Annotated in this window: 11 protein-coding genes; 2 read left to right on the top strand and 9 right to left on the bottom strand. The window is 62.5% G+C overall.

Annotation, left to right across the window (positions count from 1 at the left end):
• Window positions 1-41 precede the first annotated feature (41 nt).
• The 9 genes from POS17_RS10110 to leuC all read right to left on the bottom strand — a co-directional run bounded on the left by POS17_RS10110 (window position 42) and on the right by leuC (window position 11094).
• The gene (locus POS17_RS10110; protein ID WP_060838409.1) at window positions 42-674 is read right to left on the bottom strand and encodes a phosphoribosylanthranilate isomerase; all 633 of its coding nucleotides are present in this window, start codon (window positions 672-674) and stop codon (window positions 42-44) included.
• Between the two features lie 63 nt (window positions 675-737).
• The gene (gene truA / locus POS17_RS10105; protein ID WP_060838408.1) at window positions 738-1562 is read right to left on the bottom strand and encodes a tRNA pseudouridine(38-40) synthase TruA; all 825 of its coding nucleotides are present in this window, start codon (window positions 1560-1562) and stop codon (window positions 738-740) included.
• Between the two features lie 280 nt (window positions 1563-1842).
• Entirely contained in the window at window positions 1843-4464 is a 2622-nt protein-coding gene (locus tag POS17_RS10100) for a FimV/HubP family polar landmark protein (protein ID WP_060838407.1), read from the bottom strand.
• A gap of 202 nt (window positions 4465-4666) precedes the next feature.
• Window positions 4667-5677 carry an aspartate-semialdehyde dehydrogenase gene (locus POS17_RS10095; RefSeq protein WP_060838406.1) on the bottom strand — a complete coding sequence of 337 codons (1011 nt, stop codon included), beginning with the start codon at window positions 5675-5677 and terminating at the stop codon, window positions 4667-4669.
• Between the two features lie 178 nt (window positions 5678-5855).
• Window positions 5856-6968 carry an aspartate-semialdehyde dehydrogenase gene (gene asd / locus POS17_RS10090; protein ID WP_060838405.1) on the bottom strand — a complete coding sequence of 371 codons (1113 nt, stop codon included), beginning with the start codon at window positions 6966-6968 and terminating at the stop codon, window positions 5856-5858.
• A 54-nt stretch (window positions 6969-7022) separates the two neighbouring features.
• Window positions 7023-8105, bottom strand: a complete 1083-nt coding sequence (gene leuB, locus POS17_RS10085) for a 3-isopropylmalate dehydrogenase (RefSeq protein ID WP_060838404.1) — start codon at window positions 8103-8105, stop codon at window positions 7023-7025.
• A 51-nt stretch (window positions 8106-8156) separates the two neighbouring features.
• Window positions 8157-8921 (bottom strand): class I SAM-dependent methyltransferase, encoded by a 765-nt coding sequence (locus POS17_RS10080; RefSeq protein ID WP_060838403.1) that lies wholly within the window; start codon window positions 8919-8921, stop codon window positions 8157-8159.
• 99 nt (window positions 8922-9020) lie between these two features.
• Window positions 9021-9665, bottom strand: a complete 645-nt coding sequence (gene leuD, locus POS17_RS10075; protein ID WP_016967984.1) for a 3-isopropylmalate dehydratase small subunit — start codon at window positions 9663-9665, stop codon at window positions 9021-9023.
• Window positions 9666-9675: 10 nt separating this feature from the next.
• On the bottom strand, window positions 9676-11094 hold the full coding sequence (gene leuC / locus POS17_RS10070; protein ID WP_060838402.1) for a 3-isopropylmalate dehydratase large subunit: 1419 nt from the start codon (window positions 11092-11094) through the stop codon (window positions 9676-9678).
• 153 nt (window positions 11095-11247) lie between these two features.
• Here leuC and POS17_RS10065 point away from each other — a divergent pair, with 153 nt between their 5' ends.
• Both POS17_RS10065 and POS17_RS10060 read left to right on the top strand, forming a co-directional pair.
• Window positions 11248-12138 carry a LysR family transcriptional regulator gene (locus POS17_RS10065; RefSeq protein WP_060838401.1) on the top strand — a complete coding sequence of 297 codons (891 nt, stop codon included), beginning with the start codon at window positions 11248-11250 and terminating at the stop codon, window positions 12136-12138.
• Window positions 12139-12222: 84 nt separating this feature from the next.
• Window positions 12223-15501 carry an EAL domain-containing protein gene (locus POS17_RS10060; protein ID WP_060838400.1) on the top strand — a complete coding sequence of 1093 codons (3279 nt, stop codon included), beginning with the start codon at window positions 12223-12225 and terminating at the stop codon, window positions 15499-15501.
• The last annotated feature ends 37 nt before the right edge of the window (window positions 15502-15538 follow it).

The raw sequence follows: 15538 nt of genomic DNA, 5'->3' as shown, positions 1-15538 counted from the left end.
TTTGTACAGTGGTGTTATGGACGGCGGCAGACTGCCAGCCGTCACATCGACTCACTGCTGCGACGCACGGCCTGCATAAATGCCCGGATCTTGGCCGGATCCTTGATGCCCTTGCCCTGCTCGACTCCGCCGCTGACATCCACCGCATAAGGACGAACCTGGGCAATGGCCTGGGCAACGTTCTCCGCACTGAGGCCGCCGGCCAGGATGATCGGCTTGCTCACTTCCCGAGGAACCAGTGACCAGTCAAAAGCCTCGCCAGTTCCCCCCGGCACGCCCTCGACATAGGTATCCAGCAGAATTCCGCTGGCCTGCGGATACGCCAGGCAGGCCGCGGCAATATCATCTCCGGCCTTGACCCGCAGCGCCTTGATATAGGGACGGTGATAGCCGGCGCAATCGGACGCCGACTCATCGCCGTGAAACTGCAGCAGATCCAGCGGTACGGCATCGAGGATCTCCCCCAGCTCGCAACGACTGGCATTGACGAACAGCCCGACCGTGGTCACGAACGGCGGCAAGGCGGCAATGATCGCGCGCGCCTGTTGCACCGACACCGCCCGCGGACTTTTGGCATAGAACACCAGACCAATGGCGTCAGCCCCCGCCTCCACGGCCGCCAACGCGTCTTCTATGCGGGTAATCCCGCAAATCTTGCTGCGAACAGCTGACATGTCGTGTGAACCTCGGGGGCAAATTCGGAAAGTTCCGGATGGTAGCAAATGCTTTTCCGGGCGTCAGCCGTCAAGTTCAGGCCAACCGGTAAGGAAATGTGGCCCGATGTAGCGCTCTGGCAGCGCAAACTCGTCCTTGTACTCGACCTGAACCAGGTACAGGCCAAAAGGATGGGCGGTGACCCCGCCCGCGCGGCGAACCCGACTCTCCAGTACTTCCCGCGCCCACTCCACCGGGCGCTCGCCGGCACCAATGGTCATCAAGACCCCGGCAATATTGCGCACCATGTGATGCAGGAAGGCACTGGCACGAATGTCCAGGACGATCATCTTGCCGTGCCGGGTCACCCGCAGGTGATGAATCTCCTTGATCGGCGACTTGGCCTGGCACTGCCCCGCCCGAAAGGCACTGAAATCATGGGTGCCTAACAGAAACTGTGCGGCCTGGGCCATGCGCTCGGTATCCAGGGGGCGATGATTCCAGGTGACCTCTTCATTGAGATGAGCCGGACGGATCTGATCGTTGTAGATCACATAGCGATAACGCCGGGCTATGGCCTTGAACCGCGCATGGAAATGCGCGGGCATTTCCTGAGCCCAACTGACGCTGATGTCATGGGGCAGGTTGATATTGGCCCCCATGACCCATGCCTTCATCGAACGCACGGCCTGGGTGTCGAAATGCACCACCTGACCGCAGGCATGTACACCGGCATCAGTGCGCCCCGCACAGGACACCAGCACGGGAGAGTCCGCGACTCTGGATAAGGCTTTCTCCAGAGTTTCCTGGACGCTGGGCACCCCCGTGGCCTGACGCTGCCAACCGCGATAGCGCGACCCCTTGTATTCAACACCCAGAGCAATGCGGGAAAAGCCTTCGGCTGCCATTTCGGCTGCCGGGTTATCTATATTTGCCAAGAACTTACAGCCTGCTGATATGCGCAAAGGCGCTCATTATAAGGCCGCCGGGGGCAGACGCCATGCACCGCCACGGTTTAGTTGAAGATTGAGCGCATCGACCGCCATTTCATCGCCCTCCTCGCTCAACACCGGACAAAGAGAGCAACGCCACGCCCGAGCAAAGCGCTCCGATTCGAACAGCCCAAAAAACGGCACCAACAAAAACGGCAGCCTCATCGGCTGCCGTTCTGGTCAAGCGGTATTGGCTTCAGGCCAGTCGCGCCAGCATTTCCTGGGCTTCACTCTTCTGCCCTTCACTGCCTTCGCTGAGCACTTCGCCAAGGATGTCCCGCGCGCCATCGTTGTCTCCCATATCGATATAGGCCTGAGCCAGATCGAGCTTGGTAGCCACTTCATCGCTGCCGGACAGGAAGTCGAAGTCGGCCTCTTCAGGCGCCGCCGCTGCATCTTCAGCCGTGAAACTCGGTACGGCCGGCTCAGGCTGATCCAGACTCTGAGCCAGACGATCCAGCTCGGCATTGACATCATCCAGCTCGGAAGCGAACGCATCCTTGGGCTCGGCGGCCGCATCCATCTCATCGGCCAGGGACAGATCGAAATCCGCCGACAAGTCCAGATCATCCAGAGCCGCCTCCGTAACCGTAGGCACATCGCCGGCCGGCACATCCTTGAGATCATCCTCAAGGCTCAGCAGGAAATCTTCATCGTTCTGGGTCGCCGCGGGCAGATCAGCCCCCAGGTCCAGATCGAAGTCCCCCAGATCATCCAGGCTTTCCTGAGCGGCGGTCTGCTGCTCCAGGACCGAACCGAAACTCAGGTCGTCATCCAGCGGGAAGTCTTCCAGCTCGATCGCAGGCTCGGACGCCACGACCGCAGGCGAAGCCGCCTCAAGATCGTCCAGGCTCAGGTCGAAATCCGCATCCAGCCCCTCGACAGGCGCCGCAGGCTCAGGGGTTTGCGGCTCGTCCAGCAGCTCCTTGACGTACTGGGCATCCAGCTCAGCCGCCACCGCAGCCGCAGCCAGACCGGCCGTTGCAGCCACTGCGACCATCGCCGGGAAACGGCTTTTGAGTTGCTCGACCTGGGCATGGTTATCGCCATTGGCCACCAGTTGCCGCTCCTCGGCGACAAAGGCGCTGCGATCACCCTGATGCGCGTAGACCTCCATCAACTTGAGGCGCAGATCACTGCGCTGCGGCTCCAGCTTGACTGCCTCTTCAAGCAGCGCAGCGGCCTGGTTCAGACGACCGGCGTCGATATGATTCTGTGCCTGGCCCAGCACGTCCGTGGCCCGCTCCACCGGTGCCGCCGGGATGGGTGCCACCACCGGAGCTGGAGCTGGAGCTGGAGCTGGAGCTGGAGCTGGAGCTGGGGCTGGGGCTGGGGCTGGGGCTGGGGCTGGAGCCAGCTTGACGCTGGGTGGTGGAACTTCAAGGCCTTCGAAACTGCCTTCCGGCAATTCCAGCTCCTCGGTGAAGTCATTGCTTTCCTCGGACAAGGCCCGCGCCATGCGCAGGTGCTTTTCCGCTTCCTGCTGGGCCTTGCGGCGACGGGCAAGCAACAGCAACAGCAACAGCACGGCCGCTACCGCACCGCCGCCTACCAGTCCCAGCAGGATCGGATTGGTCAGCAGATCGCCATATTTGTCTTCGTCGGTCTTGGCCAGCTCATCCACTGCCGGAACGGCAGCCGGTTCACTGACTGGCGCCGCAGGAGCCACTGGCGCCACCACCGGGGCCGCAGCCTCAGGTTTGGCCACCAGCTCGGCCGGCATCGCCGGTACAGGCTGAGCAGCCGGCGCCGCACCCTCGGCCTGCAGCTTGGCCAACTGGTTGTTCTTCAGTTCGATCAGACGCTGCAGCTTGTCCAGCTGGCTCTGCAGATCCGCCATGCGTTCCTTGAGCTCGGCGTTGTCGCGACGGGTCGCGTCGAGACTTTCCTGGGTCACCGCCAGCTTGTTGTTCAGCGCCTTGCTGTCGCCTGCCGCCCCCTTGCCCCGCGCCTTGCCACTTTCTGCCGAGACCAGGCTCAAGTTGTCCTTGGTATTGACCTGCTTGGGTGCCTTGTCGGCACCGGCACGACGGGTGGCATCCACCTGCTGCTGACTGCGGGCCCCGGCCCGACGCCCCTGGCGCCAGGCCGCGTTTTGCGCAGCCACCTCGGCAATGGCCTTGGGCTGTGCCAATGCAGTGCTCTGCACTACGTCAGGCAGACGCAGGACCCTGCCAGCCTTCAGTCGATTGATGTTGCCGTCGATAAAGGCATCCGGGTTCAACGCCTGGATCGCGAGCATGGTTTGCTGGATCGAGGCGCCATTGCGATTCTTCGCGGCGATTTCCCACAGCGTGTCACGGGCCGCAGTGGTGTATTGCGCAGGCTTGCTGACCTTGTTGCCACGGGTAACCGGGGCATTCACCGCGGGACCTGCGACCGGAGCAACCTGGGCAGCAGCGGCGGCTTGCGGGGAAAACTTCGAAGGATCCAGCAGCACGCTGTAATCGCGCAACAGGCGGCCGTTGGGCCACATCACCTGCACCAGGAACTTGACCATCGGCTCAGACAGCGGCTGACTCGAAGTCACCCGCAGCACACTCTTGCCGCCGGGATTGAGAACGGGGGTAAAACTCAGGTCATTGAGAAAGGCCTGGCGATCGACGCCGGCCTTGGCGAACTCTTCTGCCGGGGCCAGGCTGGGCACCACTTCAGCGGCAGTCAGGTCCTTGATATCGAGCAATTCGATTTCGGCTACCAAAGGCTGGTTCAGACTCGACTTCAGGGTCAGCTCCCCAAGCCCAAGCGCCTGCGCCATACCGGAGGACAGCGCCGAGGCGGCCGCTATTGCTAACACCAGTTTGCGAACTTGAACCATAGCCTCATCCTTTGTTTGAACTTTCCTCGGCCAGCGAGAAGGTTTTGTAGCGGCTGCCATAAGGCACTGCGCGGAGGCCACGACCACCACGCGGGATTATTTTCTGCATGCCCCGGGAGCACCTGACGGCCACTCACCTCCAGCAACTTGCCAAGCATAGCGCCCGGCTAGATTCATTCTGCAAATTGTTGCCAAGTATCTTTTACAGCAGGTCTTTTATCAACAATTCAGCCAGCTGCACAGCGTTCAAGGCCGCACCTTTGCGGACGTTGTCCGAGGTCAGCCACAGATTCAGTTCCGTCGCATCATCGATGCCGGAACGAACCCGCCCCACATAGACTACGTCCTGGCCCACGGCGTCACCCACAGCGGTGGGATAATCACCGGCTTCCACCAATTCCAGGCCCGGAGCGGCCTCCAGCGCCGCGTTTACCGCCGCCAGATCGACATCGGCGCCCGACTGCAGAGTCACGCTATAGCTATCGCCAAAAAACACCGGCGCTTGAATGCAAGTGACAGAAATCTTTAATAAAGGCTGCCCCAGCACTTCACGCAGTTCCCTGACCAGACGCTTTTCCAGCAGGGTATGGCCCTGGGCATCCGGCGCGCCAACCTGAGCCAGAAGATTGAAGGCCACCTGGCGGTCGAAGAAGCGCGGCTCCAGTGGACGTACATTCAACAACTCGGCAGTTTGTCGAGCCAGTTCGCTGACCGCCTCACGCCCCTGGCTGGAGATGGCCAAGCTGGCGGTCAGGCTCACCCGCTGGATGTCCAGCAAGCCCTGCAAAGGCGCCAGAGCCACTGCCAAAGCGGTGGCCGCGGGACTGGGACTGCTCAGTTGCACGGGCTTGCTCAAACCGGCCAACACCTGGGCGTTGGCCTCAGGCACGACATTGGGCGCCTGGGCCGACGGCAAGGCGCCGGCAAGGTCGATCACTGCGCAGTTGGCCGCGGTGGCACGGGGCGCGAAGCTCAGGGTGACCGCTGGACCTGCGGCAAAAAATGCCAGTTGCACCTTGCTGAAATCGAATTCGTCGACCTCACGCACACGCACGTTCTTGCCGCGAAACGGCACCGAATGACCGGCCGACTCGCTGCTGGCCAGCAGGTGCAGGTTGGCAATCGGGAAATCGCGTTCTTCGAGTACCTGCACCAGGGTTTCGCCAACGGTACCGGTGGCACCGATCACGGCAATATCAAAGGATGGAGTCATGGCGCTACCTCAGGTGAAACGGGGGAGCGGCACTTTACCCGGCACGGGGTGACGAGGCAATTCGCGAGGGCCAGCGGCAGGAACGGGCCTCTTCGCCGGCCAGCCTGCCCCTGCGAAGGCAAGCATAAAAAAACCCGCGCCCTGGTTCGGGCGCGGGTTCTTTCAGCCACTCAGCGGATCAACGCTCCAGAAGGATCCGCAGCATGCGCCGCAGCGGCTCAGCCGCGCCCCACAGCAACTGGTCGCCCACGGTGAAGGCACCGAGGAACTGCGATCCCATGTTCAGCTTGCGCAGACGGCCAACCGGGATATTCAGGGTGCCGGTGACCTTGGTCGGGCTCAGCTCCTGCATGCTGATGTCACGCTGGTTCGGCACCAGCTTGACCCAGGGGTTGTGCTGGCTGATCAGCCCTTCGATATCGGCGATCGGCACGTCCTTGTTGAGCTTGATGGTCAGCGCCTGGCTGTGGCAGCGCATGGCGCCGATACGCACGCAGATGCCGTCCACCGGAATCGGGTTCTTGAAGCGGCCGAGGATCTTGTTGGTTTCGGCCTGGGCCTTCCACTCTTCGCGGCTCTGGCCGTTGGGCAGTTCCTTGTCGATCCACGGAATCAGGCTGCCGGCCAGCGGCACGCCAAAGTTCTCGGTCGGGTAGGCATCGCTGCGCATGACCTCGGCTACCTTGCGGTCGATATCGAGGATGGCGCTGGCCGGGTTCGCCAGGTCATCGGCAACGGCCGCGTGAGTCGCGCCCATCTGCTTGATCAGCTCACGCATGTTCTGCGCGCCGGCACCGGAGGCCGCCTGGTAGGTCATGGCGCTCATCCACTCCACCAGGCCGGCTTCGAACAGGCCGCCCAGGCCCATCAGCATCAGGCTGACGGTGCAGTTGCCGCCGATGTAGTTCTTGGTCCCGGCATCCAACTGCTGGTCGATGACCTTGCGGTTCACCGGGTCGAGGATGATCACCGCGTCATCCTGCATGCGCAGGCTGGATGCGGCGTCGATCCAGTAGCCCTGCCAGCCGGCTTCGCGCAGCTTGGGGAAGACTTCACTGGTGTAGTCGCCACCCTGGCAGGTCAGAATCACGTCGAGGGTTTTCAACTCTTCAATGCTGTAGGCGTCCTTCAGCGGAGCAATATCCTTGCCCACCGACGGCCCTTGGCCACCGACATTGGAAGTGGTGAAAAACACCGGTTCAATAAGATCGAAGTCCTGCTCTTCCAGCATCCGCTGCATGAGCACGGAACCGACCATACCGCGCCAACCGATCAGACCTACACGTTTCATCGCAACTACACCTTTACAAAAGTGGGCCACTGTCTATGCAGTGGGCCCGAAAGATTACAGATTCCGCAGCGCGGCGACTACTGCATCGCCCATTTCCTGCGTACCGACTTTGGTGCAACCGGCCGACCAGATGTCCCCGGTGCGCAAACCCTGATCCAGCACCCGGCTCACCGCCTGCTCGATGGCGTCCGCCGCCTCGGTCAGGTTGAAGCTGTAGCGCAGCATCATCGACACCGAGAGGATGGTCGCCAGCGGGTTGGCAATGCCCTGCCCGGCGATGTCCGGCGCCGAACCGTGGCACGGCTCGTACATGCCCTTGTTGTTGGCGTCCAGGGACGCCGACGGCAGCATGCCGATGGAACCGGTGAGCATCGAGGCTTCATCGGAAAGAATGTCGCCGAACATGTTGTCGGTGACGATCACGTCGAACTGCTTCGGCGCACGCACCAGTTGCATGGCGGCGTTGTCGACATACATATGGCTCAGCTCGACATCCGGGTAGTCCTGGGCGACTTGCTCGACCACTTCACGCCACAGCTGGCTGGAGGCCAGGACGTTGGCCTTGTCCACCGAGCACAGCTTCTTGCCGCGCACACGGGCCATGTCGAAGCCGACCCGGGCGATGCGACGGATTTCACTCTCGCTGTAAGGCAGGGTGTCGTAGGACTGGCGCTCGCCGTTTTCCAGCTCGCGGGTGCCACGAGGGGCGCCAAAGTAAATGCCGCCGGTCAGCTCGCGAACGATGAGGATGTCCAGGCCGGAAACGATCTCCGGCTTCAGGCTAGAGGCATCCGCCAGTTGCGGGTAGAGAATCGCCGGACGCAGGTTGCCGAACAGGCCCAGTTGCGCGCGGATCTTCAACAGGCCGCGCTCAGGGCGAATATCGCGCTCGATCTTGTCCCATTTCGGCCCACCCACCGCACCCAGCAACACCGCATCGGCGGCACGGGCACGATCCAGGGTTTCGTCAGCCAGAGGCACGCCATGCTTGTCGATGGCCGCGCCACCAATCACATCGTGGCTCAGCTCGAAGCCCAGGCCGTACTTGTCGTTGGCCAACTCCAGCACCTTGACCGCCTCGGCCATGATTTCCGGACCAATGCCATCACCTGGGAGAATCAGAATCTGCTTGCTCATGCGTTCCTCGTTTGCTCTGTCGGCCGGCCCCTGGGCGCAACCGGAAAAGTTCTATCGCTCGGCCCACAGCACCAGTACATCTGTACTGAACGAACCATCGGCCTCAATCTCAAAATATTCGCGCACTTCGTTGCCCATCGCCTGCTGCAGCTCGCGGATCGCCACCCGCAGCGGCTCGGGGGTGCGCATGCGTTCGACCCAGGAGTGGTACTCCAGGCGCAGTCTTTGCCGAGCGGTGCTGCGGGTGTGCAACCCGGCCTCGCTGACCTGGCGCAGCCATTCACCCGCCGAATAATCGCGTACATGACTGGTGTCACGCAGCACTTCGACGCTTTGCAGGTAAGTGTCCAGCAGCGGACTACCCGGCGACAAGACATCGATGAACGCCGCCACGCCACCGGGCTTGAGCACCCGGCGCACTTCCCGCAGGGCCAGGCCCAGGTCGCTCCAGTGGTGAGCCGAGTAGCGACTGAAGACAAAATCGAACTCACCGTCGGCAAACGGCAAGCGTTCGGCAGCCCCTTTCACGCTGCGGATGTTGTGCAGATTACGCTCCTGGGCGGCTGCCGACACCACATCCAGCATCTGCTGGGAGAGGTCGTAGGCCACCACTTCCCTGACCAACGGCGCGACATGGAAGCTGACATGGCCGGCACCGCACCCCAGGTCGAGGACCCGCGCCTGCTCCTGGCCCGCCACCTCGGCCTGTAGCAGGGCGAATTCGGCGCCTTGAGCGTGTACAGCGCTGCTCAGGTAGGCCGAAGCCTGTTCACCAAATTGCTTCTGTACTACCTGGCTGTGGGCGTTGCTGGTCATGGCACGATCCTTCTGGACAAGGGAAACAGCGTTCGCTGGCAAGCCAGCTCCTGCAAGGCCGGCACCTGCGCAATTTCGCAGGCACCGGCATGCCGGCGGTCAGGCGTCGCGAAACAACCAGGGCTGGCTGGCCCGGTGCTTGGCTTCAAAGGCGGCGATGGCGTCGCCGTCCTGCAAGGTCAGGCCGATATCGTCAAGACCGTTGAGCAGGCAGTGCTTGCGGAAGGCATCGATCTCGAACTTCAGCACCTTGCCGTCAGGACGGGTCACGGTTTGCGCCTCAAGGTCGATATGCAACTGGTAACCCGGGGTGGCTTCGACCTGCTGAAACAGTTCATCGACTTCCGCATCGCTGAGGATGATCGGCAACAAGCCGTTCTTGAAGCTGTTGTTGAAGAAGATGTCGGCATAGCTCGGGGCGATGATGCTGCGAAAACCGTACTCTTCCAGCGCCCACGGCGCGTGCTCGCGACTGGAGCCGCAACCGAAGTTCTCCCGCGCCAGCAACACGCTGGCACCTTGGTAACGCTCGGCGTTGAGAACGAAATCCTTGTTCAACGGACGCTTGGAGTTGTCCTGGTACGGCTGCCCCACATCCAGGTAACGCCACTCGTCGAACAGGTTGGGGCCGAAGCCGGTGCGCTTGATCGACTTGAGGAACTGCTTGGGGATGATCTGGTCGGTGTCGACGTTGGCACGATCCAAAGGCGCGACCAAACCATTGTGCTGAGTGAAAGCTTTCATGCTGCGCTCCTTAGATCAATTCACGGACGTCGACGAAACGACCGCTGACAGCGGCGGCGGCGGCCATGGCCGGACTCACCAGGTGGGTACGCCCACCCGCGCCCTGACGCCCTTCGAAGTTGCGGTTCGAGGTGGAAGCGCAATGCTCACCGGACTCCAAGCGGTCCGGGTTCATCGCCAGGCACATCGAGCAGCCCGGCTCGCGCCATTCGAAACCGGCCTCGAGGAAGATCTTGTCCAGGCCTTCCGATTCGGCCTGGGCCTTCACCAGGCCCGAGCCCGGCACCACGATCGCCTGCTTGATGGTGGAAGCCACTTTGCGGCCCTTGGCGATGACCGCGGCGGCGCGCAGGTCTTCGATCCGCGAGTTGGTGCAGGAGCCGATGAACACCCGGTCCAGCTGAATGTCGGTGATTGCCTGGTTGGCGCTCAAGCCCATGTATTTCAAGGCGCGGACGATGGAGTCGCGCTTGACCAGGTCCATTTCCTGGGCCGGATCCGGCACCCGCTGATCCACGGCCAGGACCATTTCCGGCGAGGTGCCCCAGCTGACCTGCGGCTTGATCTGCGCCGCGTCGAGCTCGACCACGGTGTCGAATTTGGCGTCGGCATCCGACACCAGATCCTTCCAGGCTTCGACCGCCAAGTCCCATTCGGCGCCTTTGGGGGCGAACGGACGGCCCTTGACGTAGGCCACGGTCTTGTCATCCGCCGCCACCAGGCCGACACGGGCACCGGCTTCGATGGACATGTTGCAGATGGTCATGCGGCCTTCGATGGACAGGTCGCGAATCGCGCTGCCGGCGAACTCGATGGCGTGCCCGTTGCCACCGGCGGTGCCGATCTTGCCGATAACCGCCAGAACGATGTCCTTGGCGGTCACGCCGAAAGGCAAGGTGCCTTCCACGCGCACCAGCATGTTCTTCATTTTCTTGGCCACCAGGCACTGGGTGGCGAGCACGTGCTCCACCTCGGAGGTGCCGATACCGTGGGCCAGCGCGCCGAACGCGCCATGGGTCGAGGTATGGGAGTCGCCGCAGACCACGGTCATGCCCGGCAAGGTGGCGCCCTGCTCCGGACCGATCACGTGGACGATACCCTGGCGCACGTCGTTCATCTTGAATTCGACAATGCCGTATTCGTCACAGTTGTCATCGAGGGTCTGCACCTGCAGACGGGAAACCTGGTCGGCAATCGCTTCGATCCCGCCCTTGCGCTCGGGGGTGGTCGGTACGTTGTGGTCCGGGGTGGCGATGTTGGCATCGATGCGCCAAGGCTTGCGCCCGGCCAGACGCAGGCCTTCGAAAGCTTGTGGCGAGGTCACTTCGTGGATGATGTGACGATCGATATAGATCAGCGCCGAACCATCGTCGCGCTGCTTGACCAAATGCGAATCCCAGAGCTTGTCGTAAAGCGTCTTACCGGCCATCGGACCATTCCTCATCAGCTTGTTTCTATGCCCCGGGCCCTGATCGCGAGCCGATCAATAACCCCTTGGCTTGTGAGGCTGATGCTATGGCGTTAGATTAAATAACTCAAATTCATATTTTTCATGCTTTGGATAACCAACTGGAATACAACCATGGACCTGGCCAACCTCAACGCCTTTATTGCCATTGCCGAAACCGGCAGCTTTTCCGGCGCCGGTGAACGCCTGCACCTGACCCAGCCCGCCATCAGCAAACGCATCGCCGGCCTGGAGCAGCAGCTCAATGTGCGGCTGTTCGACCGCCTGGGCCGGGAAATCGGCCTGACCGAGGCCGGACGCGCCCTGCTGCCCCGGGCCTATCAGATCATCAACGTACTGGACGACACCCGCCGCGCCCTGACCAACCTCAACGGCGAAGTCAGCGGCCGCCTGACCCTGGCCACCAGCCATCACATCGGCCTGCATCGCCTGCCGCCGCTGTTGCGGGCCTTTACCCGGCGCTACCCGCAAGTGGCGCTGGACATTCAATTCCTCGATTCAGAGGTGGCCTACGAGGAAATCCTCCATGGCCGGGCCGAGCTGGCAGTGATCACCCTGGCGCCAGAGCCCCACAGCCTGATCAGGGCCAGCGCCGTCTGGGACGACCCGCTGGACTTCGTTGCCGCCCCGGAGCATCCGTTGGTCAGCAATGGCCAGGTCAGCCTGGCGGACATCGCCCTGCATCCGGCGGTATTTCCCGGCGGCAACACCTTTACTCACCACATCGTCCAACGCCTGTTCGAGGCCCAGGGCCTGACACCGAACATCGCGATGAGCACTAACTATCTGGAAACTATAAAGATGATGGTGTCCATCGGCCTGGCCTGGAGCGTGCTGCCGCGCACCATGCTCGATGATCAGGTGGCGCGCATCCCTTTACCGGGCATACAACTGCGACGCCAGCTAGGCTATATCCTGCACACCGAACGGACGCTGTCGAACGCTGCGCGGGCTTTCATGGCCCTACTGGATGCACAAGTCGATTGGCCAGGGAACCCGGCATAGCTTTTCCGGGTAGTGCCCGTGCCACGCCGCACCGCCATGAGTTCCTCGCGTAAAACGAATGACTCAGCTCAAGGCCTGACCCCCATGCCAAAACCCGCTGATCGTATTCCACCCATGCCGCGCATCCATGCCATCGACCCAAAGGAGTCGGAGCAAAGCTGGGAAAGCGCGCCACAACTGCTTGCCGCCCTCAATGGTGCTCGATTGGGGGCCTGGTATTGGGATATTGAAAGCGGGCAGATCAGCTGGTCCCGGGGCACCCAGGCGCTGTTTGGCTTCGACCCGCGCCAGCCGCTGCCGGAGAACCTCGAATACCTTGACCTGTTGCCCATCGAGGACCGGGCCAGGACAGTGCGCGCCTTTCATTCGGTGCTGGCGGGCGCCCCGCTGGAACACGCCATGCACCACCGCATTCGCTGGCCCGATGGCAGCCTGCACTGGCTGGAGATCAACGGCAGCGTACTGCCGGACAAGCACGGCAAACCCCGCATGATCGGGGTGATCCGCGAGATCACCCACCAGCGCCAACGCGAGGAAGCCCTCAGCAACTCGGAAAAGCGCTTCGCCACCCTGTTTCACCTGTGCCCCAATACGGTGCTGCTGACTCGCCTGGAAGATGGCCTGATCAGTGAGGCCAACCAGTACTTCGAAAGCCAGTTCGGCTGGCCCGCCGAACATGTGATCGGCCGTACCACTCTGGAGATCGGCCTGTGGGTCAATCCCGAGCAGCGCGCCCAACTGATCAAGGCCGTCCAGAAGAAAGGCCAGGCCGCGAGCCTCGAAGTGCAGTTCCGCGCCAGCAACGGCCAGATCCACGACGGCATCCTCAGCGCGCAGAAGATCGAACTGGAAGGCAAGCCCTACCTGCTCAGCACCTTTCTCGACACCAGCGAGCGCAAAAGGGCTGAACAGGCGCTCAAGGACAGCCAGGAACGCCTCGACCTGGCCCTGGACTCGGCACAACTGGGCACCTGGGACTGGCACATTCCCAGCGGCATGCTGTACGGCTCTGCGCGGGCCGCGCAATTGCACGGCCTGGCCCCGGCGCCCTTCCACGAATCCTTCGAGGCCTTTTTCGAGGGCGTACCCACCGAAGAGCGCGACAGCATGCGCGATGCCTATCGCAGCCTGCGCGAAGGCCCGGCGGGCAACTACCAGCTGACCTACCGGGTGCAGCTGGCGGACGGCAGCTCGCGCTACCTCGAAAGCCGCGCCCGCCTCTATCGCGACGACTCGGGCAATCCCCTGCGCATGGCCGGGACGCTGCTGGACATCACCGAGCAGGTGGAGCGCGAACAGCGCCTGATCACCTCCGAGGAGAAATTCGCCAGTCTGTTCCAGGTCAGCCCGGACCCCATCTGCCTGACCCTGCTGGAAACCGGCCAGTTCATCGAGATCAATTCAAGCTTCACCCAGACCTTTGGCTGGACCCAGGACGACGTGATCAACCGCAGCGCCGAGCAGATCGGCTTCTGGGAGGATCCTGCCCCGCGCCTGCGGCGGATCGAGCAGGTGATTCGCGAACAGGCGCTGAACAACGTGGCGGTGATGGTCAACCACAAGGACGGCCATTCGCTGACCTGCATCATTTCCAGCCGCCTGATTACCGTCGACAAACAGCCGTGCATCGTCACCACGCTGCGGGACATCACCCAGCAGCAGCGCTCCGAGGCCGCCCTCAAGGCCAGCGAGGAGAAGTTCGCCAAAGCCTTCCACTCCAGCCCCGACGCCATCACCATCACCGAGCGCGAGACCGGCCGCTATCTGGAGGTCAACGACGGCTTCTGCCGCCTGACCGGCTACCGCACCGATGAAGTGCTCGGCCACACCATGTACCAGGTCGGCATCTGGGCCGAAGAAGGCCAGCTCGCCACGCTGCTGGCGGAACTCAGACTCAAGGGGCGCGTGCACCACCTGGAAATGCTCGGGCGAAACAAGCGCGGGGAAATCCTCACCCTGGAGGTGTCGGTGGAGCCGATCATCCTCAACGAAACCCCCTGCCTGCTGCTCACCGCCCGGGATGTCAGCCTGCTGAAGAATGCCCAGGCGCAGATCCGCCATCTGGCCTACCACGACCCGTTGACCAACCTGCCCAACCGCGCCCTGTTGATGGACCGCCTGAGCCAGCAGATCGCCCTGCTCAAGCGCCACAACCTGCGGGGCGCCCTATTGTTCCTCGACCTGGACCACTTCAAGCACATCAACGATTCCCTCGGCCACCCGGTGGGCGACACCGTGCTGAAGATCATCACTGCCAGGCTGGAAGCCAGCGTGCGCATGGAGGACACCGTGGCGCGCCTGGGCGGCGATGAATTCGTGGTGCTGCTCAGCGGCCTGGAAGGCTCGCGTAACGAGGTCAGCGAACAGGTACGGCACCTGGCGGGAACCCTGCGCGAACTGCTGTCGGAACCGATGTTCCTCGACGGCCAGCGCCTGCAGGTCACCCCCAGTATCGGCGTGGCGCTGATTCCCGATCACGGCTCGACCCCCACCGACCTGCTCAAGCGCGCCGACATCGCCCTTTACCGGGCCAAGGACTCCGGGCGCAACACCACGCAGATGTATCACAACACCATGCAGAAGGCCGCCAGCGAGCGCCTGCGCATGGAAACCGACCTGCGCCTGGCCCTGTCCCGCGGCGAATTCAGCGTGCACTTCCAACCCCAGGTCGACGCCCGCGACAACCGCATCGTCGGCGCCGAGGCCCTGGTGCGCTGGCAGCACCCGGAACTGGGCGCCCAATCACCGACCGAATTCATCAAGGTGCTGGAGGACAGCGGCCTGATCCTTGAAGTCGGCACCTGGATTCTCGATGAAGCCTGCCTGGCCTTCAGCCAACTGATGGAAGAGGGTCTGGTGGATCCTTATCACTTCAGCCTGTGCGTCAACATCAGTCCGCGCCAATTCCGCCAGACCGACTTTGTCGAGAAAATCGAACACAGCCTGACCGAGTACGCTTTGCCCTCATCGCTGCTCAAGCTGGAAATCACCGAGGGCATCGTGATCCAGAACCTGGACGACACCATCAGCAAGATGCGCCGCCTGAAAAAGCTCGGCGTCAGCTTCGCCATGGATGACTTCGGCACCGGTTATTCGTCCCTGACCTACCTCAAGCGCCTGCCGGTGGACACCCTGAAGATCGACCAGTCCTTCGTCCGCGACGCCACCCATGACCCCAACGATGCGGAAATCATCCGCGCCATCGTCGCCATGGCCCGCAGCCTGAACCTGAAGGTCATCGCCGAAGGCGTGGAAACCCCGCAGCAACTGGAGTTCCTCCAGGGGCTGGAATGCCATCTGTACCAGGGCTACCTGCACAGCCGGCCGCTGCCCCTCGGCGAATTCAAGAAACTGCTGAAATGACGGGCACGAAAAAGGGCGCCACCAGGGCGCCCTTTTT

Origin of the sequence: Pseudomonas sp. Os17, from assembly GCF_001547895.1 — a bacterium.
In the GTDB taxonomy this organism is placed as follows: Bacteria; Pseudomonadota; Gammaproteobacteria; order Pseudomonadales; family Pseudomonadaceae; genus Aquipseudomonas.
The sequence above is the reverse complement of the archived record's forward strand: the minus strand, read 5'-3'. Positions and strand labels throughout refer to the sequence as shown.